This window comes from Leucobacter tardus (assembly GCF_017583045.1).
Taxonomy (GTDB): domain Bacteria; phylum Actinomycetota; class Actinomycetes; order Actinomycetales; family Microbacteriaceae; genus Leucobacter; species Leucobacter tardus.
This window is the reverse complement of sequence record NZ_JAGFBF010000001.1, coordinates 484,224-502,868: the sequence shown is the minus strand read 5'-3', so window position 1 is coordinate 502,868 and position 18,645 is coordinate 484,224. Positions and strand designations below refer to the sequence as shown.

At 69.7% G+C, this 18,645-nt stretch carries 20 protein-coding genes; 9 read left to right on the top strand and 11 right to left on the bottom strand.

What is annotated here, in order from left to right; all coding sequences use genetic code 11:
• Positions 1-36 precede the first annotated feature (36 nt).
• From prpB to J4H85_RS02370, 3 genes are read right to left on the bottom strand one after another with little or no spacing between them, the layout of a single operon-like run.
• Positions 37-948 carry a methylisocitrate lyase gene (prpB, locus tag J4H85_RS02380; RefSeq protein WP_208236531.1) on the bottom strand — a complete coding sequence of 304 codons (912 nt, stop codon included), beginning with the start codon at positions 946-948 and terminating at the stop codon, positions 37-39.
• Positions 948-2,492 (bottom strand): MmgE/PrpD family protein, encoded by a 1,545-nt coding sequence (locus J4H85_RS02375; RefSeq protein WP_208236529.1) that lies wholly within the window; start codon positions 2,490-2,492, stop codon positions 948-950. Before J4H85_RS02375 ends, prpB begins: the two co-directional genes overlap by 1 nt.
• The gene (locus tag J4H85_RS02370; protein WP_208237297.1) at positions 2,489-3,127 is read right to left on the bottom strand and encodes a GntR family transcriptional regulator; all 639 of its coding nucleotides are present in this window, start codon (positions 3,125-3,127) and stop codon (positions 2,489-2,491) included. The genes J4H85_RS02375 and J4H85_RS02370 overlap by 4 nt, the downstream gene beginning before the upstream one ends.
• A gap of 242 nt (positions 3,128-3,369) precedes the next feature.
• On the opposite strand from J4H85_RS02370, the gene J4H85_RS02365 reads away from it, so the two are divergent.
• The 5 genes from J4H85_RS02365 to J4H85_RS02345 all read left to right on the top strand — a co-directional run bounded on the left by J4H85_RS02365 (position 3,370) and on the right by J4H85_RS02345 (position 8,401).
• Positions 3,370-4,122 carry an SDR family NAD(P)-dependent oxidoreductase gene (locus J4H85_RS02365; protein ID WP_208236527.1) on the top strand — a complete coding sequence of 251 codons (753 nt, stop codon included), beginning with the start codon at positions 3,370-3,372 and terminating at the stop codon, positions 4,120-4,122.
• 414 nt (positions 4,123-4,536) lie between these two features.
• A complete protein-coding gene (locus J4H85_RS02360) occupies positions 4,537-4,749 on the top strand; it encodes a heavy-metal-associated domain-containing protein (RefSeq protein WP_208236525.1) in 213 nt (70 codons plus the stop codon).
• An 8-nt stretch (positions 4,750-4,757) separates the two neighbouring features.
• A complete protein-coding gene (locus J4H85_RS02355) occupies positions 4,758-5,732 on the top strand; it encodes a DUF8832 domain-containing protein (RefSeq protein ID WP_208236523.1) in 975 nt (324 codons plus the stop codon).
• A 32-nt stretch (positions 5,733-5,764) separates the two neighbouring features.
• Positions 5,765-8,101, top strand: coding sequence for a heavy metal translocating P-type ATPase (locus J4H85_RS02350; protein WP_208236521.1), 2,337 nt, complete (start codon positions 5,765-5,767; stop codon positions 8,099-8,101).
• Positions 8,102-8,134: 33 nt separating this feature from the next.
• Positions 8,135-8,401, top strand: a complete 267-nt coding sequence (locus tag J4H85_RS02345) for a YHS domain-containing protein (RefSeq protein ID WP_208236519.1) — start codon at positions 8,135-8,137, stop codon at positions 8,399-8,401.
• A gap of 79 nt (positions 8,402-8,480) precedes the next feature.
• Here J4H85_RS02345 and J4H85_RS02340 read toward each other — a convergent pair whose 3' ends face one another.
• Complete coding sequence (locus tag J4H85_RS02340; RefSeq protein WP_208237295.1) at positions 8,481-8,942, bottom strand: ASCH domain-containing protein; 462 nt, start codon at positions 8,940-8,942, stop codon at positions 8,481-8,483.
• Positions 8,943-9,115: 173 nt separating this feature from the next.
• Between J4H85_RS02340 and J4H85_RS02335 the strand changes: the two genes are divergently transcribed.
• On the top strand, positions 9,116-9,418 hold the full coding sequence (locus tag J4H85_RS02335; protein WP_208236517.1) for a putative quinol monooxygenase: 303 nt from the start codon (positions 9,116-9,118) through the stop codon (positions 9,416-9,418).
• Between the two features lie 14 nt (positions 9,419-9,432).
• Here J4H85_RS02335 and J4H85_RS02330 read toward each other — a convergent pair whose 3' ends face one another.
• Positions 9,433-10,008, bottom strand: coding sequence for a dihydrofolate reductase family protein (locus tag J4H85_RS02330; protein WP_208236515.1), 576 nt, complete (start codon positions 10,006-10,008; stop codon positions 9,433-9,435).
• 201 nt (positions 10,009-10,209) lie between these two features.
• Between J4H85_RS02330 and J4H85_RS02325 the strand changes: the two genes are divergently transcribed.
• Together J4H85_RS02325 and J4H85_RS02320 are read left to right on the top strand one after the other, a co-directional pair.
• The gene (locus J4H85_RS02325) at positions 10,210-11,241 is read left to right on the top strand and encodes a cation diffusion facilitator family transporter (RefSeq protein WP_208236513.1); all 1,032 of its coding nucleotides are present in this window, start codon (positions 10,210-10,212) and stop codon (positions 11,239-11,241) included.
• A 92-nt stretch (positions 11,242-11,333) separates the two neighbouring features.
• A complete protein-coding gene (locus J4H85_RS02320; protein WP_208236511.1) occupies positions 11,334-12,044 on the top strand; it encodes a GntR family transcriptional regulator in 711 nt (236 codons plus the stop codon).
• An 88-nt stretch (positions 12,045-12,132) separates the two neighbouring features.
• Here the strand turns inward: J4H85_RS02320 and J4H85_RS02315 are convergent, their stop codons facing one another.
• Complete coding sequence (locus tag J4H85_RS02315) at positions 12,133-12,579, bottom strand: DoxX family protein (RefSeq protein WP_208236509.1); 447 nt, start codon at positions 12,577-12,579, stop codon at positions 12,133-12,135.
• Between the two features lie 109 nt (positions 12,580-12,688).
• Between J4H85_RS02315 and J4H85_RS02310 the strand changes: the two genes are divergently transcribed.
• Complete coding sequence (locus J4H85_RS02310) at positions 12,689-13,198, top strand: MarR family winged helix-turn-helix transcriptional regulator (protein ID WP_208236507.1); 510 nt, start codon at positions 12,689-12,691, stop codon at positions 13,196-13,198.
• A gap of 27 nt (positions 13,199-13,225) precedes the next feature.
• On the opposite strand, the gene J4H85_RS02305 is transcribed toward J4H85_RS02310, so the two are convergent.
• From J4H85_RS02305 to J4H85_RS02285, 5 genes are read right to left on the bottom strand one after another with little or no spacing between them, the layout of a single operon-like run.
• The gene (locus J4H85_RS02305; protein ID WP_208236505.1) at positions 13,226-13,987 is read right to left on the bottom strand and encodes an SDR family NAD(P)-dependent oxidoreductase; all 762 of its coding nucleotides are present in this window, start codon (positions 13,985-13,987) and stop codon (positions 13,226-13,228) included.
• An 11-nt stretch (positions 13,988-13,998) separates the two neighbouring features.
• Positions 13,999-15,750: an ABC transporter ATP-binding protein gene (locus J4H85_RS02300; protein WP_208236503.1), complete on the bottom strand. Its 1,752-nt coding sequence runs from the start codon at positions 15,748-15,750 to the stop codon at positions 13,999-14,001.
• Positions 15,747-17,528, bottom strand: a complete 1,782-nt coding sequence (locus J4H85_RS02295) for an ABC transporter transmembrane domain-containing protein (RefSeq protein WP_208236501.1) — start codon at positions 17,526-17,528, stop codon at positions 15,747-15,749. Before J4H85_RS02295 ends, J4H85_RS02300 begins: the two co-directional genes overlap by 4 nt.
• On the bottom strand, positions 17,431-18,168 hold the full coding sequence (locus J4H85_RS02290) for an SDR family NAD(P)-dependent oxidoreductase (protein ID WP_208236499.1): 738 nt from the start codon (positions 18,166-18,168) through the stop codon (positions 17,431-17,433). Before J4H85_RS02290 ends, J4H85_RS02295 begins: the two co-directional genes overlap by 98 nt.
• The gene (locus J4H85_RS02285) at positions 18,165-18,641 is read right to left on the bottom strand and encodes a RidA family protein (RefSeq protein ID WP_208236497.1); all 477 of its coding nucleotides are present in this window, start codon (positions 18,639-18,641) and stop codon (positions 18,165-18,167) included. The genes J4H85_RS02290 and J4H85_RS02285 overlap by 4 nt, the downstream gene beginning before the upstream one ends.
• Positions 18,642-18,645: the final 4 nt, after the last annotated feature.

Sequence of the window (18,645 nt, the reverse complement as noted above, 5' to 3'; positions counted from 1 at the left end):
GCTCCTTCGCTCTGAGGTCGCTGTACTGGGGTCACGCTATCGCGAGACCGTGAAGTTGAACACGTCCGTATCGAAATGGTTGTACGCCTGATAGTCGACGAGGTCGTACAGGTCGGCGCGGTGCTGCATCTCATCGAGCTTGCCGCTCAGACTGCCCGACGCGTTCAACTCATCGAGTGCGCGCCCCGTGGCTCCCATCGAGATGCGGAGCATCGAGACCGGCCAGATCACCAGATTCATGCCGACATCGGCGAGCTGCTGAGCCGTGAACAGCTCGCTCTTGCCGAACTCGGTCATGTTGGCCAGCAGCGGAACATCGACGGCCGCGCGCATCGCCGCGAACTCCTCGAGCGTGCGCATCGCCTCGGGGAAGATCGCATCGGCACCCGCGTCGACGAGGGCCTTCGCGCGATCCGTCGCCGCGCGCAGGCCGGCCTCTCCGTCCTGCGTCGCCCGGATGTCGGTGCGCGCCATGACGAGGAACTGGTCGTCGCGGCGGGCGTCGACGGCCGCGCGGATCCGCTGCGCCGCCGTCGCCTCGTCCACGACCGTCTTGCCGTCGAGGTGCCCGCACCGCTTCGGATTCACCTGGTCCTCGATATGGCACCCGGCCAGGGCGGCGTTCTCGAGCTCCTGGATCGTGCGCGCCACATTCATGGGTTCGCCGAACCCCGTGTCGGCGTCGATGAGCGTGGGCAGGTCCGTCATGCGCGCGATCTGCGCGCCTCGCCCGGCGACCTCCGTGAGCGTCGTCAGACCGATGTCGGGCAACCCGAGATCGGCGGCGAGTACGGCGCCCGAGACGTACACGCCGTCGAACCCCTTCTGCTCGATGAGTCGTGCCGAAAGCGGGTTGAAGGCTCCGGGCATGCGCAGCAGCTCGCCGCTCGAGAGCCGCTCGCGGAACGCCCGGCGCTTCGCTTCAGGTGTGGTCTGCGCGTACAGCATCAGAACAGCCCCTGCGGTACGGCGGGATCGAGCACGCCGACCCCCGCGACGATGTTCAGCTCGCGCACCTCGGCGGCGGTGAGTTCGGGGAGGCGCTGCACGAGCTCGAGGAAGCGATCGATCTCGGCGGCGTCGAGCACGGGCTCGGCGAGGATCCGGAACTTGCGGATGTACTGCTCGCGCGCGAACGGACGCGCGCCGAGCGGGTGTGCATCGGCGACGGCGATCTCATCGACGATGCGCTCGCCGTTCGTCAGCGTGATCTCGACGCGTCCGCCGAACGCCTTCTCATCGGGATCCTCCGAGTGGTACCGGCGCGTCCACTCCGCATCCTCGGCGGTCGTGACGCGATGCCACAGGGCGACGGTGTCGGCACGGCCCGCCCGCTCGGGAGTGTACGAGTCGACGTGGTGCCAGCCGCCGTCCTGCAGCGCCACCGCGAAAATGTACGGAATCGAGTGATCGAGGGTCTCGCGCGACGCGGTCGGGTCGTACTTCTGCGGGTCGTTCGCACCCGATCCGATGACGAAATGCGTGTGGTGGCTCGTATGCAGCACGATGCTCTGCACATTGGCAGGGTCCGCGAGCTCCGAATGCTGCCCGTGCAGCTTGCGTGCCAGATCGATCCAAGCCTGCGCCTGGTACTCGGCCGAGTGCTCCTTCGTGTACGAGTCCAAGATGGCGCGCTTCGCCTCGCCCGGTGCCGGCAGCGGAACCTCGTACGCCGCGCTCGGGCCGTCGAGCATCCAAGCGATCACTCCGTCCTCGCCCTCGTAGATGGGGCTCGGCGAGGTCTGACCCCGCATGGCGCGGTCCACGGCCTCGATCGCGAGCTTCCCGGCGAAGGCCGGCGCGTGCGCCTTCCACGTCGAGATCTCGCCCTTGCGGCTCTGCCGCGTGGCCGTCGTGGTGTGCAGAGCCTGCCCGACGGCCTGGAAGACCGTCTCGGTGTCGAGCCCGAGCAACGTGCCGATACCCGCGGCGGCCGACGGGCCGAGATGGGCCACATGATCGATCTTGTGGCGGTGCAGGCAGATCGCACGCACGAGATCCATCTGGATCTCGTACCCCGTCGCAATGCCGCGCAGCACCGCTCGGCCGTCGGCTCCGACGTGCTGGGCGACGGCGAGGATCGGCGGGATGTTGTCACCGGGGTGCGAGTACTCCGCCGCGAGGAAGGTGTCGTGGTAGTCGAGCTCGCGCACGGCCACACCGTTCGTCCACGCCGCCCATTCGGGGCTCGCCAGGGTCGGTTCGTCGTCGGCGTCTGCGGCACCGTCGAGGCCGAAGACCGTCGCCCCGCGGCCGCCCCGCGACACCGGGTGGGCGAGCGCCTGCGCCCGGGAGGCCATGATGGGCGCGCGATTCAGCGACGCCGCGGCGACCGACGCGTTGTCGATGATGCGGTTGATGATCATCTCGACGACGTCTGCGTCGAGTGCGACATCGTCGGTCGCGACCTCCGCGATCTTCCAGGCGAGCTGATCCTGCCTGGCCAGTTCTTCCTCGCTCCGGTAGACGCGGACGTGATGGGTGACGGTCATGGTGTTCCTTCCGACAGAGAGGTGAGGATCGCTGCGAGAGCGTGATGCAGGTGGACATGCGTGGCGTGGGCCGCGAGCTCGGCGTCGCCGTCGGCGATCGCCGCTGCGATGAGCCGGTGCTCCGAGACGGAGGCGCGCAACCGTGCATCGTTGTCGCGCGCCAGACGCCTCGCCCGGGCGAGGTGCGTGCGAACGGTGCGCAGCGCGGACGTCAGATACGGATTGGCGACCGCAGCATCGATCGCAGCATCGAATCGCTCGATCAGTGCGTAGTACGCGTCGACCGACGCGTCATCGCCCGGATCCGCGTCGCCGAACGCGGCCGCCAGCTCGCGGAACTCCGCGAGATCGCCTCGGGATGCCGCGATGCGGGCCGCGGTCTCCTCGAAGGCTCGACGCGCCTCGAACAGCGCGCGGATGTCGGCGACGTCGAACCCCGAGACCACCAGCACGCGCGGCGACTGCTGCACCACGAGCCCGTCGGCGATGAGCCGACGCAGTGCCTCGCGCAGCGGAGTGCGGCTCACCCCGAGGCGTGCCGCCTGCTCCACCTCGCCGAGCACGGTGCCCGGGGGCAGGGATCCGGTCTGGATCTCCTCGAGCAGGGCCGCGTAGGCGCGTTCACCGGCTCGCACCATTCGCCCCCCGTCGTCCGATCTGTCGCTGTGCGACCTACTGTATACATAAGGCATGCTTCGGGGCAATGATCGTGGCTTGGAGTCCGTCTCCGTATACATTGCTGACCTACGATCGCCTCTGTCGGCTGCGTGGGTGGGCACGATTCCCCCCACCTGAACGGCGTCAAGCGCGCACCCAATCTCGAGGCGTACCGTGACGAGCACAGGCCCCTCACGGGCATTCGATGGAAAGGACACTCATGGCTACGTACGATGTCGCAGACCGTTCAGCGATCGTCACCGGAGCGGGCTCCGGGATCGGGCGCGCGACCGCGCTCCTCCTCGCGGCGAACGGCGCGAAGGTCGTGGTGCAGGATCTCGACGCGTCCGCCGCGCAGTCCGTCGTCAGCGAGATCGAGGCTGCCGGGGGCACCGCGGTCTCCGTCGTCGGCGACGCCTCGGCGACCGAGGTGGTGGAAGAGACCGTGCGCGCCGCCGAGGAGCTCGCACCCCTCGGCATCGGCGTGAACAACGCCGGAATCGGCGGAGCCGTCGCCCCCACGGGCGAGTACACGGACGCCGATTGGGAGAAAGTGGTGAGCATCAACCTCAACGCCGTGTTCCGCGGCACGCGCGCCCAGGTCACTGCCATGTCGTCACACGGCGGCGGCGCGGTGGTGAACGTCGCGTCGATCCTCGGCAGCGTCGGCACCGCCGGATCCCCCGCCTACGTCTCGACGAAGCACGCCGTCGTCGGACTCACGAAGACAGCCGCACTCGAATACGCGACGGCCGGCGTGCGCGTGAACTCGGTGGGCCCCGGCTACATCGACACCCCGCTGCTCGCGAACGCACCCGCAGAGGCAAAGCAGGGGTTGATCGCGAAACACCCGATCGGGCGACTCGGACGCGCCGAAGAGGTCGCCCACCTGATCGCGTTCCTCGCGAGCGACGCCGCTTCCTTCGTCACGGGAAGCTACCACCTCGTCGACGGCGGATACACCGCCCCGTAACCCGGGGCCCCGGGGCGGGGCCCTCGCGTCCCCCGTGGGCCGGGCCGGGCCGGGGCCCGCCCCCCCCTCGTCACCCCCGCCCCCGTCGAGATTGCAGAAAGTCTGGCTTCAGCGTGTGCGAAGCCAGACTTTCTGCAATCTCGGCGCACTGCGCGCGGTGCGCGCCATCCCTCGTACCCCGAGCCCTGCCGCGCGCCATCGAGATTGCGCGAACTCTGGCTTCAACGCTTGCGAAGCCAGAGTTCGCGCAATCTCGGCGAGCGGCGGGAGCGGCGCGAGTGGCGCGAGCGGCGCGGGCCGCGGGTGGCGCGCGCGGATCCCGACGCGCCCCTTGCGCGGGATACCCCTCATGGGTATAGAGTGTCGAGTACGGGTACCCCTCAGGGGTATCATCCACGACGACAGGAGGACCCCATGGCCACCACCGAATACCAGGTCACCGGCATGAGCTGCGGCCACTGCGAGACGGCGATCCGCGGAGAGGTCGGCCAGATCGCCGACGTCACCGACATCGACGTCAGTTCGTCGACGGGCAAGCTCGTCGTGACGACCGCCGACGCCCCCGCCGACGACGCCGCCATACTCGCGGCCGTCGAAGAGGCGGGCTACGAAGCGCAGCGCGCGTAGGTTCCGTCATGAACACCCCGGTTCGCCTCAGCCTCTACGGCCTCGGTCTCGTCGTCGCCTTCGTCGCCGCATTCTTCATCGCGAACGCGGTGGTCCCGCCGACCGCCGTCGAGGCGCGCATGCAGGCCGCCGAAAATGGCAGCCACGCCGGCCACGGAGCCGACGCCGAGTCGGCCGGAGCGACCGAGGCGCCTCGGGGCGTGACCCTCGAGTCCGACGGATTCATTCTCGGCCCCGTTGCGGCACCCCACAACACGGGCGAAGCCGGCGAGCTGAGCTTCACGATTCTCGACGCCGACGGTGCGCCGCTCACCGAGTACACCGAATCGCACGAGAAAGATCTGCACCTCATCGTCGTCCGCACCGATGGCGAGCAGTTCAGGCACGTGCACCCCGAGATCGACGAGGCCGGGGTCTGGTCGGTGCCGTGGGAGTGGGACGAGGCCGGCAGCTACCGCGTCTTCGCCGACTTCCAGCCGGGAGACGCCGAGGAGGCCCTCACGCTCACCCGCACACTCAACGTGAACGGCGACTTCGCCCCCGCAGACGTGCACGATACGCGTCTCGAATCGAGCGTCGACGGGTACGATGTCGCCCTCGAGGGCGACCTGTACGCGGGCGCCAGCTCAACACTCACCCTGACCGTCACCCGAGACGGCGAACCCGTGACCGCCATGGAGCCCTACCTCGGCGCCTTCGGCCACCTCGTCGCCCTGCGCGACGGCGACCTCGAGTACTTGCACGTCCACCCCGAGGGTGACGAACCCGAGGCCGGCGACCGTTCCGGCCCCGACGTGGAGTTCGCCACCGAAGCGCCCACGCCGGGCCGCTACCTACTGTACTTCGACTTCCAGGTCGAGGGAGAGGTGCGCACCGCGTCGTTCGTGGTCGACACCGCGACGGGTGACGCACCGACGGCCGAGGACCACGGCGACGTCGAATCCGGTGAAGAGGGCGCCGAAGACCACGGCGACGACCACTGATACACCTCGCGGCAGCAGAAGGGAACGACACCATGTCGACATCGCAGACGCACCAGGCGGCGGACACCGCCGGAGCGCACGTCGAGCTGCAGATCGGCGGAATGACCTGCGCCTCGTGCGCCATGCGCATCGAGAAGAAGTTGAACAAGCTCGAGGGCGTCGAAGCGAGCGTGAACTACGCCACGGAGAAGGCTCGCGTGCACACCCCAGCGGGGTATGACGCGCAACTCCTCATCGCCGAGGTCGAGAAGACCGGGTACACCGCTGCACTGCCGAAGGCCGCACGCGTGGACGACACCGAGGCGGCCGAGCAGGAGCCGGACCGCGAGCTCATCGCGCTCAGACAACGGCTCATCGGCGCCATCGTTCTGTCGGTGCCCGTCATCGCGATGGCGATGGCGCCTCCCCTGCAGTTCGACTACTGGCAGTGGTTGTCGCTCGCCCTCGCGGCTCCCGTCATCGTGTGGGCGGCGTGGCCGTTCCACCGTGCGGCGGCGATGAACCTGCGTCACGGTGCGGCGACCATGGACACCCTCGTCTCGGTCGGCACGACCGCGGCCTTCCTCTGGTCGGTGTACGCACTCTTCTTCGGCACGGCCGGGGTGACCGGCATGACGCACCCGTTCGAGATCTCGATCTCCCCGACGGACGGTGCCGCGAACATCTACCTCGAGGTCGCCGCCGGCGTCACGATGTTCATTCTCGCCGGCCGCTATTTCGAGAAGCGGTCCAAGCGTCAGGCGGGTGCTGCGCTGCGCGCACTGCTCGAGCTCGGCGCGAAGGATGTCGCGGTGATGCGATCGGGGTCCGAGGTCCGGATCCCGATCGCCGAGCTCTCGGTCGGCGACGAGTTCGTCGTTCGTCCGGGTGAGAAGATCGCGACCGATGGAGTGATCGTGTCGGGCCACTCGGCCATCGATGCCTCCATGCTGACGGGTGAGTCGGTGCCGGTCGAGGCCGGTCCTGGCGACGCCGTCACGGGCGCGACGGTGAACGCGAGCGGACGGCTCGTCGTGCGGGCCACCCGCGTCGGCGGTGATACGCAGCTCGCGCAGATGGCGAAACTCGTCGAGGACGCCCAGTCGGGCAAGGCCGAGGTGCAGCGTCTCGCCGATCGGGTGTCCGGCATCTTCGTGCCGATCGCGATCGTCATCGCCGTCATCTCGCTCGGCGGGTTCCTCGGTGCAGGCTTCCCGCCCGCGTCGGCGTTCACCGCCGCCGTGTCCGTGCTCATCATCGCCTGCCCCTGCGCCCTGGGCCTCGCGACCCCGACGGCGCTGCTCGTCGGCACCGGACGCGGTGCGCAGCTCGGGATCCTGATCAAGGGGCCCGAGGTGCTCGAGTCGACGCGCCGGATCGACACCATCGTGCTCGACAAGACCGGCACCGTCACCACCGGCAAGATGACCCTCATCGACGTCGTGAGCGTGCCCGGTCAGGATCGCGCCGAACTGCTGCGACTCGCCGGAGCGCTCGAGGATGCGTCCGAGCACCCGATCGCGCAGGCCGTGGCGAAAGGCGCGGTCGACGAGCTCGACATCGTGCTGCCGGAGGTCGATGATTTCCGCAACGTCGAGGGCAAGGGCGTCACCGGCATCGTCGAGGGCCGGTCCGTACTCGTCGGACGACGCACCCTGCTCGACGACTGGGCGATCGCGCCGGATCCGGACATGGAGCGCGCGCAGAACACCGCTGAGGATCAGGGCAAGACCGCCGTGCTCGTCGCCTGGGACGGCCGGCTGCGCGGCGTGCTCGTCATCGCCGATCGGGTGAAGCCGACGAGCGCCGAGGCGATCCGCCAGTTCCGCGAGCTCGGCCTGGAGCCGATCCTGCTGACCGGCGACAACACGACGGTCGCGCAGCGCATCGCCGCGGAGGTCGGTATCGAGCGGGTCATCGCCGAGGTGATGCCGAGCGACAAGGCCGACGTGATCGTGCGTTTGCAGAGCGAAGGGAAGAGCGTCGCCATGGTCGGCGACGGCGTGAACGACGCCGCAGCCCTCGCGCAGGCCGACCTCGGACTCGCGATGGGCACCGGAACCGACGCGGCGATCGAGGCGTCCGACCTCACGCTCGTGCGCGGCGACCTGCGCAGCGCCGCTGATGCGATCCGTCTCTCGCGTCGCACGCTGGGAACGATCAAGGGCAACCTGTTCTGGGCGTTCGCGTACAACACCGCAGCGATTCCGCTGGCAGCGTTCGGCCTGCTGAACCCGATGCTCGCCGGAGCCGCGATGGCGTTCTCGAGCGTGTTCGTGGTCGGCAACAGCCTGCGCCTCCGCTCTTTCCGCAGCCGAGCGATCGACGCCGCACCCGCACCCGATGCGGCGCCCGCGCGCAGCGGCACGCCCACCCGAGTCGCCGCCTGACCACCTCTCCCGTCCCCAACGAAAGGAACCCACATGTGCGGTGAGCACTCCCACGACGCCCAGAAGACCGAGGCACCGCCCGCGCAGGCATCCTCCTGCGGCGGCCACGGCCCCGCCGTCACCGCGACGGATGACACCGTTGCCGAATGCCCGGTGATGCGCGGCAGTTATATCGCGAAAGCCGATGCCGAGGCCCAGGGACTCGTCCGCGATCACGACGGTCAGCGCTACTACCTCTGCTGCGCCGCCTGCGGACCGCTGTTCGACGCGGATCCCGAGAAGTACGTCTCCGCACTGTAGCGAGGCCGTCTCTCAGGAGGCCCGGATCCCACCGCGCGGGGTTCGGGCCTTCGGCGTGCAGGCCGATGCGCCCGCGTCGTCAGACCTCATCGCGGTGCTCGGGCGGCCAGACCACGATGAATCGCTCGAACACGATCTCCTGCGACTCCGACCACGTGGCGCCACGGGCCGCGCTCAGGCGGTTCCAGTAGCGACGGTGCTCGCGCTGCCAGCTCTCGAGCGATCCGTCGTCCTCCGCTTCCGCCGCGGCGAACGCGGCGTCGCCGAGCGCGAACGGGCCGACCCGCAGATCCGTACTGCGGATGATCGCGCGCGGCTCCCCCGAGCTGTCGCAGGCGATCCAGTGCGCCCCGATGCGCGGCAGCGCATCACCTCGTGCGACGAAGTCGTCGACGAGTTCGGCCGTGGCGCGTTTTCTGCCCGAGAGGACGAGTTCGAGCAGCTCGTCCGCGAGCCTCGCGTGATCGCCGAAGTGCTCGACCGTGTACTCGGGCACTCCGGCGACGGCCTCGGGGAATGCTTCGCTGTACGCCCCCCACATGCGCGCGGCCGCTTCACGATGCAGTGGAAGCGCCTGCGAGGAGCGAGCGGGCCGGTTCTCGACGTTCACGCTCCCACTCTTCCCGAAGACCGCACGGCTCCGTGAACGACACGCCTCGCACTGCTCGGTCGAGGGGACTGTGCAGAGGGTCGTGCGCCGGGTATCTTCGGAACATGACGTTCGTGAATGTCGGGACCCTCGGCGTGCACCCCGGTGCGCGCGACGCTGTCGTGGCGATTCTGACCAGACGCAATCGCGACCTCGAGACCGCGGGATGCCTGCTCTACGAAGTCGGCGTGAACGACGATGCACCCGACACCGTCTTCGTCGCGGAACTGTGGGTCTCGGCTGAAGCGCATCAGGCATCGCTACAGCTCGACAGCGTGCGCGCAGCGATCGCCGAGGCGATGCCTCTGCTCTCCGGGCCGATGGACGGGTACCGGTTCGCCGTCACCGGTTCGCCGCTGCGCGAGTAGCGGATCCTGCCGGATCAGCGCACGACGTCGTACACGACCTTCAGCACCCCGTTGGCGTATGCCTCGGAGTCGCGCAATCGCAACCGTCGCTCCCGCTGATCCGACCGGCTGAAGAGGCGCTTGCCCTCGCCGAGCAGCACGGGAAAGATCAACAGGTGGTACCGGTCGATCAGGTCTGCGTCGCTCAGACTGCGTGCCAGTGCTCCGCTGCCGTGAATGAAGATGGCCCCGCCGTCGGACGCTGTGAGTGCGGCGACGTCGTCGGCACTGCGCAGGATCCGGGTCTCACCCCAACCCTCGAGAATGGCACCCTCGTGGAGACTGCTCGACACCACGTACTTGGGCAGGTCGCGGTAGGCCGCGTGATCCTCGGACGTCGACCACACCGGCGCGAACGCCTCATAGCTCCGTCGGCCGAACATGAGCGCCGTCGTCTCTGCGAGCTCCTCACCCTTCAGCGCGAACGCGTCAGGGAGGAAGTCCGTGCGAAACACCCACCCACCGGCGGGATGCCCCTCGATCTCCCCTCCCGGGGAGTCCATCACTCCATCGGCCGACAAGAACCCGGTCCAGACCAGCTCGCGCACCATCGCCCTCGCCCTTTCACCTCGATCTCGCGGCCGCCACCCTGCGACTGCGCACCCAGCATACGACCGAACGCCGTAGCGCGAGCGGGAGCACGGCCGGGTCGGGGGTTCGGGGCGGGGGCTCGGGAGGGGGTTCGGGACGGGGAGCGCGAGAATCCCGATCGAAGGATTGTCAACAATTTACAATCCTGGTAATCTGGCGGCATGGGAACGCACGGACACCACGACGACCACGGTCACGATCACTCGCACGGCGCCGAGTTCAGCGACGGGCATCCGGCCCGCCCTGTGGCCGTGGACGCGGGTGGTCACGGCCACAATCACGACCACGGGCTGGACGGTCACGCCACCTCGGGCGGCAAGCACCGGAAGAAACTCGTCATCGTGCTCACCATCACGGCGACGATCTTCATCGTCCAGGTGATCGGCGCGTTCATCTCGGGCTCGCTCGCGCTGCTCGCTGACGCCGGGCACATGCTGACGGATGCGACGGGCGTGCTCATCGCCCTCATCGCGACCTTCATCGCCGCGCTGCCCGCCACGTCCAAGCGCACGTACGGGCTCATGCGCGTCGAAGTGCTCGCGGCGATGATCAACGGCATCATCCTCAGCGTGATCTGCATCGTGATCGTCTATACGGCGATCCAGCGCATCGGCAGCGAGGTCGAGATCGAGACCGGTCCGATGCTCGTCGCCGCGATCATCGGCGCGATCGCGAACCTGGTGTCGCTGCTCATCCTGCAGTCGGGCCAGAAGGAGAGCATCAATATTCGCGGCGCGTACCTCGAGGTGCTGGGCGATCTGCTCGGTTCGGTCGCCGTGATCGTGGCCGGCTTCATCATCCTCTTCACCGGATGGAACTGGGTGGATCAGATCGCGGCGTTCGCCATCGCGCTCCTCATCGCGCCCCGCGCCTACAGTCTGCTGCGCGACGTGGTGCGGATCCTGCTCGAGAGCACGCCGAAGGACGTCGACCTGGATCAGACCCGTGAGCACATGCTCTCGGTACCCGGCGTGGAAGTGGTCCACGACCTGCACGCCTGGACCATCACGTCGGGCGTCAACGCGATGTCGGCGCACGTGGTCATCGACGAGGAGACGCTCGATTGGGATCGGTACGACGAGATCCTCGACGAGTTGCATGCGTGCCTCAGCGAGCACTTCGACACGAGCCACTGCACGATCCAACTCGAACCCGCGCACCATGCGGCGCACGAGGCCACGGTGCACCCGTAGCATTCGTCAACCCATTGGTAATCTCAACCAGGATTGCTTACAATCCTACGAGAGCCTCGACCCTGGGACTCCGGACCACTTGAGGAGGCGCGATGAGCGGAGTGCAGGCACTCTCAGCCCTCGAACACCGGCCGACCGCCGTGATCATCTCGGATCAGCTGCGCGAGCGCATCATCGATGGCGCGTTCAAGCCGGGCGATCAGATCAACGAGGCGCAGGTCGCGAGCCAGCTCCGCGTCTCGCGCGGACCCGTGCGCGAGGCCCTGCACCGTCTGGTGCAGGAAGGTCTGCTCATCGGCCTGCCGAACCGCGGCGTCTTCGTGCGCGAGATCACCGAACGCGACATCGCCGAGATCTACGAGGCCCGCGAGGTCATCGAGTGCGCCGCCGCCGAGATCGTCACCAAGCTCGATGACGCCGAACGCGATCGCATCGCCGACGAGCTCACCGCGATGACCACGGAGATGGGCGAGGCCGTCGCCGCCGAGCAGTGGGATCTGCTGCGCCGCCTCGACCTGCGCTTCCACATGACGCTCGTCGAGCACGGACGCAACCGACGACTCGTGCGCGCCTACTCGACGCTCGCGACCGAAGCGCTCATCTGCATGGCCCAGTGGTCCGGCTTCAGCGAGAACAACCGGTCGCGCGTCGTTCCCGGTCACCTCGACATCGTCGAGAAGCTGCGCTCGGGTGACATGGAGGCGGTGCACCTCGCGCTGCACAACCACCTGTCGCTCGACGACTACCAGCTGCACACTCACGACGACGACGGCTCGCTCCGTCACGGTCGACCGGAGGAGTAGACCCGGACGACGGGTCGCCGGGTGAAGCCGTCGGCCCGCGGGGCGCGGGTTCGGGGACACCCGTGCCGGAGCGCCCCCGAACCTTCCGTTATTTCGCGGGCAGCGCGACGGATCGGCTGAACAGCCGGTCCACGCTGAAGCGTCCGCCGCCGGCGAGCAGCAGCACGAACAGTCCGGCGGCGATCGCGAGCACCAGCTCGAACCCGCCGTCGACGACGAAGATGCCGGCCGAGGCGTGCACGAGCACGATGGCGCCGACCTGGGCGATGAGGTTCAGCAGCGCAGCGAGGGGCGTGAGCAAGCCGATCACCAGCGCGATGCCGCCGATGAGTTCGGCCCCGGCGACGAAGGCGGCGCTCACCTGCGGCAGGGGGATGCCCATGCCGGCGAACGACTCCTGAGTGCCGGCGATCGTCCACTCGCTGAACTTCTGCCATCCGTGTGCGATCAGGATCACACCGAGGGCGACGCGTGCGACGAGCAGCGCGAGGTCGCGGAGGATCGGGGTGCGGGCGGAGGGGTTGAGCAGCGTCATACGAGCCTTTCGTCGGCGTTCTGCGGGTCGCGTCGCTACGGTTGTAGCGACAACATCGACCGTACCGATCGCTCCTGGGAAGGTCCGCACGATGGGGCAGAATGATGTCATGACGACTCCGTGGCTCACCCCTCGCGAGCTCTCCGCGTGGGTGCGCCTCGCGTCGGTGCTCGAGCTGCTCCCGGGCGCGCTCGATGCGCAGCTCCGCCGGGATGCGGGGGTCACTCACTTCGACTACCGGGTGCTCTCGCTCCTCTCGGAGACCGCAGCGCACGCGATGCGCATGTCCGATCTCGCCCGGCTCACCAACTCGACGCTGCCGCGTCTCTCGCACGTCGTGCACCGGCTGGAGGAGCGCGGCCTGCTGCGACGCGCGCCGGCGCCGGGCCGATCCCGGTCGACCATCGCGCACCTCACCGATGCAGGACTGCAGCACGTGATCGACACCGCTCCCGGTCACGTGCGCGAGGTGCGCGCGCTCGTGCTCGACGCTCTCACCCCCGAGCAGGTGGACGCGCTGCACGACATCTCGGAGCAGATCCTCGGCCGTCTCGATCCGCACGGCGCGCTGCGCCCCATCGTCGATCAGCACGACTCGGGCGAACCGCTCTCCCCCTGAGGCCCGAGGGCACGGACGAGCGTCGCGCTACGCGGCCGTGTACCCGCCGTCGATCGGCAGCACCGCTCCGGTGATGTACGACGACGCCGGCGACGCGAGGAAGAAGATCGGTTCGGCCACCTCCTCGGGGGTCGCGAGTCGACCGAGCGGGATCGTCGCGGCCTTGCGCGCGGCGAGCGCTTCGGGCTCCTCGGCGCGAGCGAACCCATCGGTGATCGTCGGCGTGAGCGTCAGGCCAGGGGCGGCGACGTTCACGCGAATGCCGCGCGGCGCGAGCTCGATGGCCGCCCCCTTGGCGAACATGATGAGCCCGCCCTTCGCGGCCGTGTACATGACCTCGTTCGGAATACCCACCATGCCGAGTCGCGAACTGACGCACACGATGGATCCGCCGGGTTCGCGCAGGTGCGGGATCGCGTGCTTGACGACCGTGAAGACGCTCAGCAGGTTCGCGTCGAGCACCTCGGCGGCCGTGCCGACCGACATGTCTTCGAGCGCACCGTCGGCCTGCAGACCGTGGCAGAGGACCAGCGCGTCGATCTCGCCGAACTCTGCGACGGCGGTGTCGATGAGTGCGGTCGCGAACGCTTCGTCTCCGAGATCGCCCGACAGGTATCGCTCGCCATCGCGCAGGCCCGCCGGCGCGGATGCTCGGCGGCCGGTGAGCAGCAGTCGCGCCCCGTCCCAGCGGAACCGCTCGGCCACCGCCTCGCCGATGCCGCTCGATGCGCCCGTGATGACGACGCGGAGCGCCTGCGAGGAGTTCTGGTCGGAGTGTCGCCCTGCCATGTTCATCGATGTTACCCGCCCGAGCGGTACGCCGCCCAGAGCCTCGCGTACGCACCGTCGAGCGCCACGAGCTCGTCGTGCGTGCCCGACTCGGTGATGCGTCCGTCTGCCATCACCAGCACTCGATCGGCGGACTGGGCCTGCCGCAGCCGGTGGGCGACGATGACGGCGGTGCGCCCCCGCAGCACCGCCTCAGCCGCGCGTTCGAGCCGCCGTGCGCCGCGACTGCCGGACTCCGCCGTGGCCTCGTCCAGGATCACGACGGGGGGATCGGCGAGCGCCGCCCGGGCGAGCGCGACCTGCGCGGCCTGCTCGGGGGTGAGCCGATGACCGAGCTCGCCAACCACGGTGCGCATTCCCTCGGGGAGCCCGGCGACCCAGTCCGCTCCGACGAGCTGCAGTGCCGCCGCGATCTCGGCGTCGGTCGCGTCGTGCCTGGCCATGCGCAGGTCGTCGGCGAGCGGTCCGGCGAAGATGTGCGCCTCCTGCAACACGAGCACGACCGGCCTGGGGTGCGCGTGTGCCACGCGGGCGATGGGGTCGCCGTCGAGTCGCACCTCTCCCTCACTCGGATCTGCGAGGCCCGCCAGGATCACGGCCAGCGTGGACTTGCCGGCACCGCTCGACCCGACGAGCGCGATCTGCTCACCGGCCTCGACCCGGATGGAGACGTCTCGCAGCGCCTCGTGCGCGCCGTAGCGGTGCGTGATCCCGTGCGCCGAGAGGGATCCGCGCGGGCGCTCATCGGGCGCAGCCGGTTCGGCCGGTCGACGAAACTCGATGACACCGACGATGCGCTGCAGGCTCGCGTACGCCGACTGCACCTCGTCGAAGCTGAAGACGATGAGCCCGAGCGGGTTGAAGAGGCGGTGGAAGTACAGCGCGGCGGCCGTGACCGCGCCGACGGTGACCGCGTCGGTCGAGACGAGCAGGAATCCCGCCGCGATGATCGCGCCCAGGCCGACGAGCTCGGCGAGGTTCATCCACTTGCCCCAACCGCTCGCGAACCAGAGCACGTCGCGCGACAGTCGGCGGGCGCGGTTCGAGGCGTCGGTGACGGTGGCGAGCTGCGACGCTTCGGCCCCGTACGCGCGGATCGTCGGCATGCCCTCCAGCGATGAGACGAGCGCCTCGGCGCGATCGCCGAAGGCCGCGCGCTCGGCCGCGTAGCGGGGGGCGGCGCGCGGCAGGTACCACCGCAGCGCGAGCACATACACCGGGATCGAGGTGAGTCCGGCGAGGGCGAGCCAGGGGTCGAGCGCGAACAGGCCGACCATGGTGAGTGCGACGGTCAGCGCGGCGCCCACCCATGGAGCGAGGAGGCCCGCGACGACGCCGCCGACGACGGCCACGTCGTCACCGACTCGGCTCAGCAGATCGCCGCGGCCGGCGCGCTCGATGCGGGCGGACGGGAGATGCAGCGCCGCGCCGATGACGTCTTCGCGCATGCGGGCGAGGACCCGTTGGCCGATGCGGGCGACGAGCGCGGCGCTCACCATGCGCAGCGCTGCGCTGAGCACCCCGGCGCCCGCGACCCAGGCCACGAGCACGAGGACCCGGGTGCGGTCGCCCTCGCCGAGCACGGCGTCGACGATGAGTCCGACGGCCCAGGGCGCGACGAGGCCGGCGAGGGCCGCCGCCGCGGCGAGCGCGATCGTGGTGATCGCGAGTGCGCGCTGTCGGCGCACGTAGCCGCCGATGGCGCGGCGCACACCGCTGACCCCGGCGAGCGGCAGGCGGTCCGGATGCGGTGTCGCGGTCATCCGAGGATCCGTGCGCGGTAGTCGTCGTGGTGCGCGAGCAGGTGGTGGTGGGAGCCGTGCACCGGGGCGTCGTTCCCGACGGCGAGCACCACCCGGTCGGTGTGCGCGAGCAGCACCGGGCTGCTCGTGATCACGACGGTCGTCCGGGCGGGACGGTCGGTCGCGTGGCGGAGCGCGCGGATCCCGGCGGCGACCGATTCCTCGGTCATGGCGTCGACGGCGGTGGTCGGCTCGATGAGCACGAGCACGTCGGGGTCGGTGTGCAGGGCCCGGGCGAGCGCGAGTCGCTGGCGCTGCCCGCCCGACAGGCTGAGCCCCCGGTCGCGCACGTGCTCGTCGATGCCTGCGGGCTGGGCGTCCACGAACTCGCGCGCACCCGCGGCATCGATGGCGGGCCACGTGTCGCCCGCGGCGCCGCCGAGGGCGAGATTGTCGGCGATGGACCCGGCGAACAGGTCGGCGTGGTGCGGCTCGACGTGCATTCTGGCGCCCGGAGGCAGTACGAGGGCGCTCGGGATCCGCTCGACCTCGACCGGGTCGGCGACGACCCCGATGAAGGCACCTGCAGGCACGTCGATCGGGTGACGGAACGGCAACGCGGTGTCGGAGTCGGTGGCGGTCTTCGTCGATCCGACGGCGTCGGCGGCAGCGGCATCAGGCGGCTCGGAGAGCACGGCGTCGACGCGCGCGGCGCTCGTCTTCGCGGCGGCACCGATCTGCAGGTAGAACCCGATGGCGGTGAGCGGCTCGGAGATGAACTGGGCGGCACCGACCGCGGCCACGAACGCGCCGACGCTGATCGATCCGTCGAGCGCGAGGAGACCCGCGAAGGCGACCGAGACCACGAGCACGATCGTGCCGGCGAGCACGCTCGCGCCGAGCTGCACGGACTTCGCGGTGCCGGCGCGAATGCCGGCCGTCTCGACCGACCGGCTTGCCGCCCGATAGCGTTCGGTCGCGTTCTCCTGCGACCCGAGGCCGTGGAGTACGCGCAGCCCGGTCACGAGGTCGGTCGCGAGTGCGGAGGCCTCCGCGAGCGTGCGCTGCTGGTCGGCGACGCGATGCGAGATGAGCGGGGAGAGCAGGTTGAGGGCGACCGTCACGACGAGGGCGGTGCCGATCAGCACCGCGCCGAGCAGCAGGTCGATGGAGAGGAGTACGCCGCAGCTGACCGCGAGCGCCGCGCCGGCGCCGCAGAGGCCCGAGAGCCAGATGATGCTGCGCGCCGACTGGTCGGCGTCTGACGAGGCGATCGTGAGGAGCTCCCCGTGACGACGGCGGAGGCCGCCTGGCCCCATCACCCGGGCGGCGAGCTCGGTGCGCAGGGCATGACTCTCATCGATGACCGCACCTTCGCCGAATCGCGCGAACCACCGGTAGCACATGATGAGCACCGTGAAGAGGAGGATGAATCCGGCGAGGCAGAAGAGCAGCAGAGACGGACTGCTGCGGGTGACCGCGGTGTCGATGGCCAGGCCGATCGCCACGGGCACGAGCGCCTCGCAGGACTGGTGTCCGATCAGGCAGAGCGAGGCCCCGATGACTCTCGGACGCTGGCGACGGAGCGTGCGCCGGCGCAGGGGGACACCGGAGTGCTGGCGTGCGATAGTGACCTCCGGGCATCGCGGTGAGCTGACGAGTAGCGCTGCCCATCTTACGTCTGATGAATGCTGCGCGGCGTCACGCCGCCGTGTATCCCCCGTCGATCGGCAACACGGCTCCCGTGATGTACGACGCCGCCGGCGACGCGAGGAAGAAGATCGGTTCGGCGATCTCATGGGGTTCGGCGAGGCGACCGAGGGGAACGGAGGCGGCGCGCGTCGCCGCGTACTGCTCGGGATCCGGGCGCCGACCGAACCCCTCCGCGATCCGCGGGGTGAGGGTGAGTCCGGGCGCCACGACGTTCACGCGGATCCCCCGGGGCGCGAGCTCGACCGCGGCACCCTGCGCGAACATGACGAGACCGCCCTTGGCCGCCGAGTACATCACCTGCCCGGGCACGCCGACGAGGCCGAACCGCGAGCTCACGCAGACGATCGACCCCGTTGCGTCGCGCAGATGCGGGATCGCGCGCTGCACCACCGCGAAGACGGTGAGCACGTTGGCCTCGAGCAGTGCGGCCGCACGCGATACCGGCATGTCTCCGAGCGCCCCATCGCCCTGCAGTCCGTGGCAGAGCACGAGCGCGTCGATCTCGCCGAACTCCTGCACGGCGCGGGCGATGAGCGCGTCGACGAAGTGCGCGTCCGCCAGATCGCCGGCGAGATACACGTCCCGGTCGCCCGCTCCGTCCGGCGCCTCAGCGCGGCGCCCCGTCAGCAGCAGCCGCGCGCCGGCCCGGCGGAAGCGGTCGGCGACCGCCGCCCCGATCCCGCTCGACGCGCCGGTGATGACCACCCGGGCACCGGACCAGGTCACCGCTTCGCCTCGCAGATGAACTGCACCTCGACAGCGCTGTTGCGGGGCAGGCTCGCGACACCGATCGCGGTTCGGGCGTGTCGGCCATCATCGCCGAGGACGTCCGTCAGCAGATTGCTGCCCGCGTCGGCAACGCGTGATTGCTGTGCGAACCCATCGACACCGTTCACGAACGCGAGCATCTGGATCATCCGCACGCGATCGAGGCCACCGGTGGCCTGGGCGGCGATCGCGAGACCGTTCAGCGTCGCCTGGAGCATCAAGTCGCGAGCGTCGTCGACGCTCACCTCCGCGCCGACGCGTCCGCTCATCGGGAGGACCCCGTCGCGGTACGGCAACTGACCCGAGATGAAGATCTGCCCGTCCGCGGCGGCGCGGGCGTTCGTGTAGTGCGGGTCGTCGTCGACCGGTGGGAGCGCGAGCCCGAGGCGCTCGAGTGCGTGTTCCGGGGTCTCGGTGGTCGGTGCGGTCATGTGT

Bases quoted from the DNA above. Each gene is read 5' to 3' on its own strand.
- prpB (WP_208236531.1), bottom strand. From the start codon at position 948: ATGCTGTACGCGCAGACCACACCTGAAGCGAAGCGCCGGGCGTTCCGC.
- J4H85_RS02375 (WP_208236529.1), bottom strand. From the start codon at position 2,492: ATGACCGTCACCCATCACGTCCGCGTCTACCGGAGCGAGGAAGAACTG.
- J4H85_RS02365 (WP_208236527.1), top strand. From the start codon at position 3,370: ATGGCTACGTACGATGTCGCAGACCGTTCAGCGATCGTCACCGGAGCG.
- J4H85_RS02360 (WP_208236525.1), top strand. From the start codon at position 4,537: ATGGCCACCACCGAATACCAGGTCACCGGCATGAGCTGCGGCCACTGC.
- J4H85_RS02355 (WP_208236523.1), top strand. From the start codon at position 4,758: ATGAACACCCCGGTTCGCCTCAGCCTCTACGGCCTCGGTCTCGTCGTC.
- J4H85_RS02350 (WP_208236521.1), top strand. From the start codon at position 5,765: ATGTCGACATCGCAGACGCACCAGGCGGCGGACACCGCCGGAGCGCAC.
- J4H85_RS02345 (WP_208236519.1), top strand. From the start codon at position 8,135: ATGTGCGGTGAGCACTCCCACGACGCCCAGAAGACCGAGGCACCGCCC.
- J4H85_RS02340 (WP_208237295.1), bottom strand. From the start codon at position 8,942: ATGTGGGGGGCGTACAGCGAAGCATTCCCCGAGGCCGTCGCCGGAGTG.
- J4H85_RS02335 (WP_208236517.1), top strand. From the start codon at position 9,116: ATGACGTTCGTGAATGTCGGGACCCTCGGCGTGCACCCCGGTGCGCGC.
- J4H85_RS02330 (WP_208236515.1), bottom strand. From the start codon at position 10,008: ATGGTGCGCGAGCTGGTCTGGACCGGGTTCTTGTCGGCCGATGGAGTG.
- J4H85_RS02325 (WP_208236513.1), top strand. From the start codon at position 10,210: ATGGGAACGCACGGACACCACGACGACCACGGTCACGATCACTCGCAC.
- J4H85_RS02320 (WP_208236511.1), top strand. From the start codon at position 11,334: ATGAGCGGAGTGCAGGCACTCTCAGCCCTCGAACACCGGCCGACCGCC.
- J4H85_RS02315 (WP_208236509.1), bottom strand. From the start codon at position 12,579: ATGACGCTGCTCAACCCCTCCGCCCGCACCCCGATCCTCCGCGACCTC.
- J4H85_RS02310 (WP_208236507.1), top strand. From the start codon at position 12,689: ATGACGACTCCGTGGCTCACCCCTCGCGAGCTCTCCGCGTGGGTGCGC.
- J4H85_RS02305 (WP_208236505.1), bottom strand. From the start codon at position 13,987: ATGGCAGGGCGACACTCCGACCAGAACTCCTCGCAGGCGCTCCGCGTC.
- J4H85_RS02300 (WP_208236503.1), bottom strand. From the start codon at position 15,750: ATGACCGCGACACCGCATCCGGACCGCCTGCCGCTCGCCGGGGTCAGC.
- J4H85_RS02295 (WP_208236501.1), bottom strand. From the start codon at position 17,528: ATGAGATCGCCGAACCGATCTTCTTCCTCGCGTCGCCGGCGGCGTCGT.
- J4H85_RS02285 (WP_208236497.1), bottom strand. From the start codon at position 18,641: ATGACCGCACCGACCACCGAGACCCCGGAACACGCACTCGAGCGCCTC.